The sequence below is a fragment of the Photobacterium sp. WH24 genome (assembly GCF_019204055.1).
Classification (GTDB): domain Bacteria; phylum Pseudomonadota; class Gammaproteobacteria; order Enterobacterales; family Vibrionaceae; genus Photobacterium; species Photobacterium arenosum.
Map to the genome: position 1 here is coordinate 190,758 of NZ_JAGSOZ010000001.1, position 11,652 is coordinate 202,409.

General features: G+C 50.5%; 10 protein-coding genes. 5 read left to right on the top strand and 5 right to left on the bottom strand.

The window, feature by feature from the left end; translation table 11 throughout:
* The first annotated feature begins 58 nt into the window (after positions 1–58).
* Positions 59–709 carry an energy-coupling factor ABC transporter permease gene (locus KCG43_RS00790; RefSeq protein ID WP_311568612.1) on the top strand — a complete coding sequence of 217 codons (651 nt, stop codon included), beginning with the start codon at positions 59–61 and terminating at the stop codon, positions 707–709.
* A gap of 125 nt (positions 710–834) precedes the next feature.
* Here the strand turns inward: KCG43_RS00790 and pflA are convergent, their stop codons facing one another.
* The 3 genes from pflA to KCG43_RS00805 all read right to left on the bottom strand — a co-directional run bounded on the left by pflA (position 835) and on the right by KCG43_RS00805 (position 5,593).
* Positions 835–1,575, bottom strand: coding sequence for a pyruvate formate lyase 1-activating protein (gene pflA, locus KCG43_RS00795; protein ID WP_192017024.1), 741 nt, complete (start codon positions 1,573–1,575; stop codon positions 835–837).
* 109 nt (positions 1,576–1,684) lie between these two features.
* Positions 1,685–3,961, bottom strand: a complete 2,277-nt coding sequence (gene pflB / locus KCG43_RS00800; protein WP_192017025.1) for a formate C-acetyltransferase — start codon at positions 3,959–3,961, stop codon at positions 1,685–1,687.
* 141 nt (positions 3,962–4,102) lie between these two features.
* Positions 4,103–5,593 (bottom strand): DUF3360 family protein, encoded by a 1,491-nt coding sequence (locus KCG43_RS00805; RefSeq protein ID WP_218382799.1) that lies wholly within the window; start codon positions 5,591–5,593, stop codon positions 4,103–4,105.
* A gap of 1,119 nt (positions 5,594–6,712) precedes the next feature.
* Here KCG43_RS00805 and KCG43_RS00810 point away from each other — a divergent pair.
* The 4 genes from KCG43_RS00810 (at position 6,713) to KCG43_RS00825 (ending at position 9,938) form a co-directional block, all read left to right on the top strand.
* Positions 6,713–7,483: an ABC transporter ATP-binding protein gene (locus tag KCG43_RS00810; protein WP_120511453.1), complete on the top strand. Its 771-nt coding sequence runs from the start codon at positions 6,713–6,715 to the stop codon at positions 7,481–7,483.
* Between the two features lie 114 nt (positions 7,484–7,597).
* Positions 7,598–8,374: an ABC transporter substrate-binding protein gene (locus KCG43_RS00815; protein WP_192017027.1), complete on the top strand. Its 777-nt coding sequence runs from the start codon at positions 7,598–7,600 to the stop codon at positions 8,372–8,374.
* A 142-nt stretch (positions 8,375–8,516) separates the two neighbouring features.
* Positions 8,517–9,257 carry an ABC transporter permease gene (locus tag KCG43_RS00820; RefSeq protein WP_192017028.1) on the top strand — a complete coding sequence of 247 codons (741 nt, stop codon included), beginning with the start codon at positions 8,517–8,519 and terminating at the stop codon, positions 9,255–9,257.
* A 3-nt stretch (positions 9,258–9,260) separates the two neighbouring features.
* Entirely contained in the window at positions 9,261–9,938 is a 678-nt protein-coding gene (locus KCG43_RS00825; protein WP_120511450.1) for an ABC transporter permease, read from the top strand.
* An 89-nt stretch (positions 9,939–10,027) separates the two neighbouring features.
* On the opposite strand, the gene grxB is transcribed toward KCG43_RS00825, so the two are convergent.
* Together grxB and xthA are read right to left on the bottom strand one after the other, a co-directional pair.
* Positions 10,028–10,678: a glutaredoxin 2 gene (gene grxB / locus KCG43_RS00830; RefSeq protein ID WP_218382801.1), complete on the bottom strand. Its 651-nt coding sequence runs from the start codon at positions 10,676–10,678 to the stop codon at positions 10,028–10,030.
* Between the two features lie 63 nt (positions 10,679–10,741).
* Entirely contained in the window at positions 10,742–11,548 is an 807-nt protein-coding gene (gene xthA / locus KCG43_RS00835; protein ID WP_218382804.1) for an exodeoxyribonuclease III, read from the bottom strand.
* Positions 11,549–11,652 lie beyond the last annotated feature (104 nt).

Consider the following 11,652-nt stretch of genomic DNA (forward strand, 5'->3'; position numbering starts at 1 on the left):
ACACTGGCCAGAATGAAGTGTGATTCAACTGGGTGAATACAATGCAAGGATGCTGGCAATGACAATGCTTCCCTGGGCTGGCTGGGCCGTATGGCTGGCCGTGCTGTTCTTCTCTTATCCGCGAGAATTCTATCCTAAGTTCAAACACCAGAAAGACTATCAGCACCTGGTCTCAGGGACTGTGGTGATACTCTTTTTGTTATGGAGCCTGAGGGCCGGACTGGTCGACGGGCTGAAAGTCCACTTTCTGGCCTTGACTGTACTAACCCTGACCCATGGCTGGCGAATCGCCATATGGATAGCCGCGGTGCCTGGTTTGCTGCTGGTGGCCTTCGGTATTCAGGACTGGCAAGAGCTGGGGCTGGTGAATCTGACCAGCGTGGTGGTACCCGTACTGATCAGTTATTGGGTTTTCTTGCTGAGTTACCGTTACCTGAGCCGGCATCTTTTTATTTATATTTTTGTCGCAGCATTTTTTAACGGTGCCCTGTCGCAAGTGGTTCATATGCTGCTGACTGGAAGCTGGATCTGGCTTGAAGGAGAATACAGCTGGCAATATATCGTCGATAACTATTTATTGCTCATTCCCTTGCTGTTGTTTCCTGAAGCGCTGCTCAACGGTATGTCGACCACTTTGCTGGTGGTGTACAAACCCGAGTGGGTGAGAACCTTTTATGAACGGGATTATATTTACCAGCGGGATAAGTAATGCTGTTAATAAAACATAACAGTATGATTTATATGTGATAATTTGTCATTCCCGCGCAGGCGGGAATCTATATCTCAGCCACGGCAAAATGGCCGGTACGGCCTGTTACCGGGAACTCAGCGCAATCAATACATCACATTGGGATGATATTGCGACAGGATGGCTTTTACCCTGTCCATCACAGCTTTTGACGGCGGTTTGACCCCTTCCAGCGGATAGTCATACCCCATGGCTTCCCATTTGTGCGCGCCTAGCTGATGGTAGGGGAGCAGTTCGATTTTTTCGATATTGTCCATATCCTTAATGAATTCTCCCAACTGATGGGCAGAGGTGTCATTGTCGGTAAAACCGGGTACCACGACATGACGGATCCAGGTTTTCTGGCCTGTCTTGTGCAGATAACGGGCGAAGTCGAGAATGCGCTTATTGGGCACGCCCACCAAATCATGGTGAATCTCATCGTCGATTTGTTTGAGATCCAGCATCACAAGATCCGTCGCATCCAGCAGCTCATCAATCACAGGGGTATGCTTACGGACATAACCGTTGGTATCCAGACAGGTATGGATGTTCTCGGCTTTGGCCGCCCGGAAAAAGTCGCGAATGAATTCTGGCTGTAATATCGCCTCACCACCGGATGCGGTAACACCGCCACCTGAGGCTGTCATGAAATGGCGATAAGAGAGGGCTTCTTTCATCAGCTCATCCACTGTGATTTCACGTCCGCCTTCCAGATCCCAGGTATCGCGGTTGTGGCAGTACTGGCATCGCAGCAGGCAACCTTGCATAAACACGATGAAGCGTATGCCCGGGCCATCCACAGTACCGCAGGACTCAAAGGAGTGAATACGGCCTTTTACTGTCATAACGTGGCGCTCCCAGATAAAAAATTGCATGGCGGTTTAAGTATAATCCCCGCGACTCTTGCAAGCCGCGGGGAAAGTGCAGTGCCGGGCCGTTGCTGCCCGGCAAGGGTTACAGCGACTCAGTAAAGGTACGTGCAATCACGTCCTGTTGCTGCTCTGTCGTCAGTGAGTTGAAGCGTACCGCATAACCGGATACCCGTATGGTGAGCTGCGGGTATTTCTCCGGATGCTTCACGGCATCTTCCAGCGTTTCCCGGTTCAGCACATTGACGTTCAGGTGCTGGCCGCCTTCAATACCGGCATCGTGGTGAAAATAACCGTCCATCAGACCGGCCAGATTGGCGCGGCGGGTATCGTCAGATTTACCCAGTGCATTGGGCACGATAGAGAAGGTATAAGAGATACCGTCTTTGGCGTGTGCGAACGGCAATTTACCCACTGATGTCAGCGAGGCCACCGCCCCTTTCTCATCACGACCGTGCATAGGGTTGGCACCCGGTGCGAAGGGCTGGCCGGCACGACGACCGTCCGGGGTATTACCGGTTTTCTTACCGTACACCACGTTGGAGGTGATGGTCAGGATAGACTGAGTCGGAATGGCATCGCGATAGGTTTTCAGCTTACGGATCTTATTCATAAAGCGTTCGACCAGATCGCAGGCGATGTCATCGACACGGGCATCGTTATTACCGAATTTCGGATAGTCACCGTCGATTTCAAAGTCAGTGGCAATGCCGTCTTCGTCGCGCACCGGTTTCACTGTGGCGTACTTGATGGCAGACAGAGAATCTGCTGCCACCGACAGGCCGGCAATACCACAGGCCATGGTGCGACGCACGTCTCTGTCGTGCAGTGCCATCAACGCGGCTTCGTAGCTGTATTTGTCATGCATGAAGTGAATGGCGTTCAGTGCGGTGACGTACTGTGTCGCCAGCCAGTCCATTAAAGAATCCAGACTGGCCATCACTTTGTCATAGTCCAGCACCTCATCCGTCATCGGAGCCGCTTTCGGGCCGACCTGCAATTTCAGTTTTTCATCCACACCGCCGTTGATGGAGTACAACAGGGTTTTTGCCAGGTTGGCCCGGGCGCCGAAGAACTGCATATGCTTACCGACCACCATAGGTGAGACACAGCAGGCAATGGCGTAATCGTCTGAATTGAAATCCGGACGCATCAGATCATCGTTCTCATACTGAATAGACGAGGTATCGATAGACACTTTGGCGCAGAATTTCTTAAAGCCTTCCGGCAGGCGATCAGACCAGAGCACTGTGATGTTCGGCTCCGGGCTTGGCCCCATGGTGTAGAGGGTATTGAGGAAGCGGAAGCTGGTTTTTGATACCAGTGTCCGGCCGTCAACCCCCATACCACCAATGGACTCTGTCGCCCAGATGGGATCGCCGGAGAACAGTTCATCGTAGTCAGGTGTACGCAGGAAGCGAACCATACGCAGTTTCATCACGAAGTGGTCAATCATTTCCTGCGCTTGTTCTTCGCTGATCTTACCGGCCGCCAGATCCCGCTCCATATAGATGTCAAGGAAGGTCGAGGTACGACCCAGAGACATCGCCGCCCCGTTTTGCGATTTCACCGCCGCCAGATAGCCGAAGTAAGTCCACTGAATTGCCTCTTGCGCAGTGTCGGCAGGACGCGAAATGTCGTAGCCGTATTTGGCGGCCATTTCTTTCATCTGTGCCAGTGCATGGTGTTGATCGGCAATTTCCTCGCGCAGCTGCATGGTCATCTGCAGATCTTCGCCTTGCTCGAAACGCGCTTGCAGCGAGGTAAACTGAGCCAGTTTGTCCTGCATCAGATAGTCAATACCGTACAGAGCCACACGGCGATAGTCGCCTATGATACGGCCACGGCCGTAGGCATCGGGCAGACCGGTCAGCACGCCTGATTTACGGCATTTCATGATGTCAGGGGTATAAATATCGAACACACCCTGATTATGGGTTTTGCGGTATTCAGTGAAGATTTTCTTCACCTGAGGATCCAGCTCGCGATCGTAAGCTTTACAGGAACTCTCGACCATACGGATGCCGCCGTTAGGAATGATAGCCCGTTTCAGCGGGGCATCCGTTTGCAGACCGACTATGGTTTCCAGTGATTTGTCGATATAGCCCGCATCGTGTGCGGTGATGGTAGAAATGATTGACGTATCGAAATCAACAGGAGAGTGCGTGGCATTTTCCTGTTTGATGCCTTCCATCACTTTAGCCCAGAGCTTCCGGGTTGCCGCTGTGCCTTCGCTGACCAGAAAGTCTTCATTGCCCTCGTAAGGGGTGTAGTTTTTCTGGATGAAGTCACGGACGTTGACTTCGCTTTGCCATTCACCGGCCTTGAAGCCTTCCCAAGCCGTAGCAAATTGATCTGCCATATTATACCTACCTGTTTTCGTCAGTAGAAAATGTCTGCAAGTGCTGCCATGAGTCTGCAGCCTGTGCAATTTGTATCATTTCTGCCAGTGCGGCTTTTTGATTTACCGCACTGATAGGTCGGAACGTTTTGTTTTCCTGCTTTATCCCAGAAGGGCGGGGATACCAGGAATCATGCCGACCGCCAGCATGGCTCCCAGGCACACAAGCAGTGTCAGACCCGGGATGATGATGCGGTCAGCCAGTGTCAGGTGATTCGGCCGCTCTTTGTCGCCAATAAGACCGTTGTTATCCAGCAGCATAGTGACAGCCCAGCCGAACACAGGGTTCACCGCCATGGATGCGAAGATACAGATCCCCGCCGACTGGCTGGACCTGGCATCTTTTACCATCTGCATACCAGCTTCCAGCAGCGGCAGGAACACACCGGCCAGCAGGGCAATCGTCATCACCGGCGGCCAGATCGCAATATCCATAGGGTAGCCGATAATAGCCACAACGATGCATATGCTGCCCAGCAAAATAGCACCAGCAGGAATCGGCCGTTTGGCGATGGCGGCTGGGATCATATAAGTCCCCCAGGATGAGGTGACATTACCGCCGCCAAATGCTGCGCCGACTATCTGGCGAACCGAGCAGCCTGTCATGGTGTCATCGACATCCATCAGGGCTTTCTCAGCTTTTTCAGGGTAGTTCATTTCCTGAAAAATGCGGTGACCAAGAAAGTCGGGTGACCACATGGCAACGGCCAGCAGGGCAAACGGCAGCGACGCAATGAAGTGCTCCACAGTCGGCATGCCCAGTTTCCAGCCTGTTTCAGTCGATCCCCACCAATAGGCCGGGTTCAGATTAGGCAGGCCAGGTGTGGTATGGAACTCGAACGGGGCACCCATGATGGCGGCGATGATACCGGCAGTGACTGCGCAGACAGGAATCGCCAGCCAGCGTTTGCCGATTCGGGCCAGAAAGGCATAAAGCACAATAGAGACAAAGAGGATGAAAGTGGCGACATAGCCCATATTGATGTCGCTGCCCCAGCTCAGCAGGCTTTTTATCTGCCCGCTGGAGCCGACAAAACCAAGGAAAATCAGCAGCCCGCCAGCCACACCGTCACTGGTGAGTTTGACCAGTCGGGAGCCGCCTTTACACAGGCTGAGCGCCAGGCCGAAACCGCCCAGCAAAATAGCCAGTGCCAACGGGTGACCACCGGCGGCTGCAATCATGCCTATCATGGGGATCATCGGGCCATGGTTGCCCGCCAGATTGGCGCGCGGGTTCATAAAACCGGATATCAGAATACAAAACAGCGATGCCGATATCAGCATCTCTACCCTGACGTTCTCAACCACGAAATCCGGGCCAAGCCCGTAGGCCGCGGCATAAGAGGACATCACTGCTGAATACATCGCAATAATGCCGATAGTACCGGCTATTGCGGGCACCAGATCTTCCCACTCAAAACGGAAATCTCGACCGGGCAGGTTCAGTGCCCATCGGCGAGGATTCAGGATCTGAAGTTCATGATCAAGATACCGGGAGCGGCTGGGAAAGCAGCTGGCGGGTTTGTGATGGGACGAATAACGCTCGGAGTCCACATCGATTTGGACGTCACCGAAATGAAGGTTTGATGACATAAGGGCCTCGTTCTACAAGTCTATAATTCTTGTGTTCTGCACCGGGGGTATGGCCTGAATCCAGTGCTGATTTATGTTCTGGTATCAATTACTGATAATGAAGACAGTTTACTCCCCGGATTCCCAGGAAAAGTTGATCCTGATCATCCATGCCTCTTGTATGAAGAAATACTACGTAAAAACCCGTTTTCGGTGAGATATGAGTAGGTATTTTGGCTTTTTTTGTAATTTTATTACGTAAATTTATATCTTTGTGACGTAAAGGGGAGGGGGAAACGGACAGGATACGGCGCAGAAAAACGCAATGCTCGTATCCTCTGCGGCCATTTTCGCGGGATGAACAAATTCAATTTCTGCAAGCCTCGTCATGTTATGACGAATTTTATATTTAGCATAAAGCACATTATCAGTTACTCATTCTGCATGTTTGCCCACTTTCATTTTGCTGAAGCAAACAGAAGGAATGATTGGGTACGGCGGGATTATTATTCTCTTAATGGCGCGATATCGATTACATCCTGGCGTAATCCAAACCGTTGCCTTTATCACCCGTAAATTCAGAAGACTCCCTGTCGTGCTTTTATTTAGCTGAGTCTGATGTTTATTCTTTTTATCGCACGCAGCGGATAATTCTCCCGGATGTATGAAACTGATTTTTTATACTAAAATAGTGAGAATCTATTGCGCTTATTAAATAATCGTTTGCAGTGTTTTATTGATTAAATATGCGATTTTTCCATCTTATAATGCTAAAATCCGAAAGTTAACAAAATGTTGTCAAGCAAAGTTCGTGGTGATACCTTCGTCAAAGGGCTGCGAAAACAGACTTTCTCACTGTCGGATTACCGAGAGGAGCAGGATGAATGGTAGCGTCACTAACTGGCTTGATAAAAAGATAAAGTTATCCGTGGCGTGTATTAGTGATGAGTTACCAGGAATAACAATGGGTAACAAATATCGTTCTGCTAATGTTGATCTAGTGTTAATAGTGATGTTTTACGAACTTTCACTATCATGCATAAAGACTTTAGCCGACAGTATTCAGCGCACTCAGCCACATTTGCATCATTTGTTTCAGGTGCAGTATTTGGGTTTGACAAGCAACAGGAGACAAAGCGCATGACAGAAGCAGTAGCGCTTGAAGTAAAGGATTTACATAAATCTTTTGGCCAGAATGAAGTATTGAAAGGGATTTCGCTCACTGCGCATTGCGGGGATGTCATCTCTATCATTGGCTCTTCTGGTTCAGGTAAAAGTACATTTCTTCGCTGTATTAACCTGTTGGAAACGCCAACTCAGGGTGAAATTTGGGTCAATGGCGAACTGATCAAAATGAAGAACAATCGCCGGGGTGAATTCCTGCCTGTTGATGATCGTCAGGTGCAGCGTATTCGTTCCCGGCTGGCAATGGTTTTCCAGGGCTTTAATCTCTGGTCGCACATGACTGTGCTGGGAAATGTCATCGAAGCACCTGTTCATGTCCTCGGTGTGCCTAAAGCAGAAGCTATCGAAAAAGCCGAAGCCTTACTAAAGAAAGTGGGTTTGTACGAAAGACGCCATTATTACCCGGGTCACCTCTCTGGTGGTCAGCAGCAACGGGCAGCCATTGCGCGCGCACTGGCGGTAGACCCCGAAGTGATGCTGTTTGACGAACCTACCTCCGCCCTTGACCCTGAGCTGGTCGGTGAAGTATTGGGCGTCATGCAGGATCTGGCCCAGGAAGGACGCACTATGCTGGTGGTGACACACGAAATGGCGTTTGCCCGCGATGTGTCGAATCAGGTGATGTTCTTACACCAGGGGCTGGTTGAAGAGCAGGGACATCCTGAAAAGCTGTTCCAGAACCCGGATTCAGAAAGATTAAAACAATTTATTTCCTCCATTTACTAAAATAGGGATGTGAGTTTTACTCAATCCCGATAATTAACAACTTCGCTGTTTCAGCGGTTTACAACCATCTCTGACTCACAAAGGGGTGGATGCAAATACAACAGGAGTAAGACAATGAAAAAATGGATTTTGGCTGCCGCCGTCGTTTCTGCTCTGGGGGCCACCTCAGTTCAAGCGAAAGAGTGGAAAGAAATTCGTTTCGGTATCGAAGGCGCCTATCCTCCATTCAGCTGGACCGAACCAAGCGGTGAACTGAAAGGTTTTGACGTCGACATGGCCAATGCGCTGTGTGAAGAACTGCAAGCAAAATGTAAGATCGTCGCCCAGGACTGGGACGGTATTATCCCGTCTCTGCTGGCACGTAAATACGATGCAATCATTGCCGCTATGTCAATCACGGAAGAGCGTAAAAAGAAAGTGGACTTCACTGGCAAATACGCTCTGATCCCCAATAAATATGTGGCCAAGAAAGGCACACAGATTGACTTCAGCAAAGAAGGTCTGAAAGGCGTCAAAATTGGTGTTCAGCGTGCAACGACGCACGATAAATACCTGACCGACAACTATGGTGATGCTGTTGAGATCGTACGTTACGGTTCTTTTGATGATGCTTATCTGGATCTGAAAGCCGGCCGTATCGCCACCGTGCTGGGTGATGCTTCGGCGCTGGAAGAAGGTCTGCTGAACAAAGACGGCGGCGAAGGGTATGAGTTCATCGGCCCTTCTCTGACCGATCCTAAGTGGTTCGGTGAAGGCTTCGGGATTGCAACCCGTAAGCAGGATAAAGATCTGACAGAAAAACTGGATAAAGCCATCTTGTCGCTGCGCGAAAAAGGCGTCTATCAGCAACTGGCATCTAAGTACTTCTCTTACGACGTATACGGTGACTAATCGCTGACAGTGGACTCAGAGACATCAATATGTCTCCCGGTGTACGAGCGATGTGATGAGACGAATAAGAGTGCCGGGGCGAGGGTGGCTCGGCACTTTTACTATCTGTCGCTGACTCTTTGCAGTTTAAAGGAGTGACCCCTTGTTAGATTTAAAAGGATACGAATGGTCGTTGATCGAAGGCGCATGGATAACCTTGCAGGTTGCTTTGCTGTCTTTGGTGCTGGCGATGGTATTGGGCATGATAGGTGCGCTGGCAAAATTGTCACGTTATCGCCTGGCCCGCTTAACGGCGACCACTTACACCACTGTCATCCGCGGTATTCCTGATCTGGTACTCATGATGCTGATCTTCTTTGGCGGTCAGGTACTGCTGAACAACAGTTTGTATGGCATCAATGAGTGGCTGAACAATTATTTTGCGTCATCAGATCCCAGCCATGAATGGACAGCTTATCTGCCTGACTATATCGAAGTCAGCCCATTTGTCGCGGGTATACTGACCATTGGCTTTATCTTCGGTGCCTACATGGCAGAAACCTTCCGCGGTGCCATTATGGCGGTGGACAAAGGTGAGCTGGAAGCGGCGAAAGCCTATGGCATGAGCAGTGCGATGTCGTTTCGCCGTGTCCTGTTGCCGCAAATGATCCGCCATGCCTTACCGGGTTTTGGTAATAACTGGCTGGTGTTGCTGAAAACCACAGCTCTGGTCTCTATTATTGGTCTGGATGACATGGTGCGTAAGGGGGCACTGGCCGCCGGTACGACTCAGATGCCATTTACCTTCTACATGGCAATTGCTGTGTTGTTTCTTGTGTTTACCTCGCTTTCCACTTCGGTACTGAAGTGGGCAGAGCGTCGGTTCAGTATCCATACGAGGTAAGAGATGGACTTTAGTATTCTGACTGATAGCTGGCCGCTGTATCTGCAAGGTTTTTACACCACACTGTGGATGGTAGCGCTGGCACTTGCCATTGGTCTGGTGATTTCCATTCCTATCGGTGTGGCACGAAACAGCAAGAATCCGCTGATTTCAGGGCCCGCCTGGGCGTACATTTACTTCTTCCGTGGTACGCCACTGCTGGTACAGCTGTATCTGATTTATTACGGCATGAGCCAGTTGTTAAATGTACAAGGCACGCTCTGGGAAGAAGCCTGGTTTTGTGCTCTGGTATCCTTTGTGCTCAATACCGCGGCTTATACGGCAGAAATCGTTCGGGGTTCCATCAACAGTATGCCGAAAGGGGAAGTGGAAGCGGCGAAAGCTTATGGTATGAGTCACTGGCAGGCATTCAGCCGGATTATTTTGCCAAGCTCGCTGCGTCGCGCCTTACCGGCATACAGTAATGAAGTGATCTTCATGATTCACGGCTCGGCGGTCGCTGGTATCGTGACCATTGTGGATTTGACCGGTGCGGCACGGATAGTGAACTCCCGTTACTACGCACCTTTTGAATCCTACCTGTTTGCTGGATTGTGTTACATGGTACTGACGTTCACTGTGATCTGGGCTTTCCGCAAGCTTGAAGGGCGATTCCTGCGCCACATGAAAGCGCTGAGCTGATAAGATCTCCTCACGCTTCAAACACTAAGCCAAGGCTGATGCCTTGGCTTAGTTGTTTATGGCAGCTTATCGTATGGCGAACTCAGCAATTACACTGCCACTGCATCGTACAGGCTGATGCCTGTTAGGGCGGCCACTTGATCAAGGTACTGGCGCACCCGGGAAGGGAAAGTCAGCCCTTTGACCACAGTCAGGTTTCTCAGGGTCGGGAACAGATTGACGTCGTCATAGCTGAGCACATTGCCGCGCTCGGAAGGCAGGGTCAGCCAGTCGAGCTGAGCCAGCACCGCTTCCATGCCACTGAGATACTGAGCGGTCTGCGCAAAGGCGTCATCAAAGCTTTGTTCGATCATGGCTGATTTATTGTTTTCAAACCAGTCTTTGGCTTCCTGGCACTGAAATTCAGGCAGGTCAATCATCAGCCAGCGCGGATACACTAAACGGCTGCTGAAAGGCCGGGCAGCGTCGTACCATTCGGCAATGCGTGCCTCATGCTGGGCCTTCGCCAGCAGAGGTTGACCGTCCTGCTCGTCAAGATAGCGGGCAATATCCAGGCTTTCTGCCATATAGCTGCCGTCAGGTTTTTGCAGAATAGGCACCATGTTGGCACCCACTTTATCGATACGCGCCTGCACATCATGGTTTTGTAAGAAAACCAGCTCAACATTGGCCTTGTTCAGCCCGGCCACCATCATGGCTTTAATGCAATACGGGCAGTGATCGAAAACAAAGAGTTTCATTTATTCAAACCTCGTCAAACCCAGCCCGGATGAAAGGGGCTGGCAGGGGATTTATGGCGGTAATTATTTGAAAACAGACCAGATAGGTGCGTGATCAGACGGCTTTTCGATACCGCGCAGTTCGTAATCAATACCGGCTTCCTGGCAACGGGCCGCCAGCGACGGGGTCGCCAGAACCACATCAATGCGCAGGCCGCGGTTGTCATCAAAGCCTTTAGAGCGATAGTCAAACCACGAGAATTTGTCATCCGCGGTGGGGTGAAGCTGACGGAAGGTATCGACAAATCCCCAGTCCATCAGGGTTTTCAGCCATTCGCGCTCAATTGGCTGGAAGGAACATTTACCGGTTTGCAGCCAGCGCTTAGCATTTTGCGGGCCAATGCCGATGTCCAGATCAATGGGGCTGATATTGATATCACCCATGACCACCAGTTCTTCATCACTGCTGTGATGGGTATTGAGGTAGGTCATCAGATCAGCATAAAACTTTTCCTTGGCCGGAAACTTGGTTTCGTGATTGATGTTCTCACCCTGAGGGAAGTAGCCGTTCAGCACAGTCACGGTTTTACCGTCTTCTTGCTCAAAAGTGGCCATAATCATCCGGCGCTGGGCTTCATCATCATCGGTCGGAAACCCTTTGCGTACATGAACCGGTTCCTGCTTGCACAACAGTGCAACACCGTAATGGGCTTTCTGGCCGTGGTGGTAGACCTTATAGCCCATGGCTTCTACGTCTTCCAGCGGAAAGGCTTCGTCATGCACTTTGATTTCCTGCAAGCCGATCACATCCGGCTGGTGTTTATCGATGACTGCTTGCAGTTGATGGAGTCTTGCTCTTAATCCATTGATATTAAAAGAAATAACTTTCATTTGATGATTCTGTATTGTCAGGGTTTAGAATGAAGCAATCCTAGCACAGTTGCTTGTCATAGCGTAAGGCCAGCGCTGAGCTGTTCGAATATCTTGATGATCTT

Bases quoted from the DNA above. Each gene is read 5' to 3' on its own strand.
- KCG43_RS00790 (WP_311568612.1), top strand. From the start codon at position 59: ATGACAATGCTTCCCTGGGCTGGCTGGGCCGTATGGCTGGCCGTGCTG.
- pflA (WP_192017024.1), bottom strand. From the start codon at position 1,575: ATGACAGTAAAAGGCCGTATTCACTCCTTTGAGTCCTGCGGTACTGTG.
- pflB (WP_192017025.1), bottom strand. From the start codon at position 3,961: ATGGCAGATCAATTTGCTACGGCTTGGGAAGGCTTCAAGGCCGGTGAA.
- KCG43_RS00805 (WP_218382799.1), bottom strand. From the start codon at position 5,593: ATGTCATCAAACCTTCATTTCGGTGACGTCCAAATCGATGTGGACTCC.
- KCG43_RS00810 (WP_120511453.1), top strand. From the start codon at position 6,713: ATGACAGAAGCAGTAGCGCTTGAAGTAAAGGATTTACATAAATCTTTT.
- KCG43_RS00815 (WP_192017027.1), top strand. From the start codon at position 7,598: ATGAAAAAATGGATTTTGGCTGCCGCCGTCGTTTCTGCTCTGGGGGCC.
- KCG43_RS00825 (WP_120511450.1), top strand. From the start codon at position 9,261: ATGGACTTTAGTATTCTGACTGATAGCTGGCCGCTGTATCTGCAAGGT.
- grxB (WP_218382801.1), bottom strand. From the start codon at position 10,678: ATGAAACTCTTTGTTTTCGATCACTGCCCGTATTGCATTAAAGCCATG.
- xthA (WP_218382804.1), bottom strand. From the start codon at position 11,548: ATGAAAGTTATTTCTTTTAATATCAATGGATTAAGAGCAAGACTCCAT.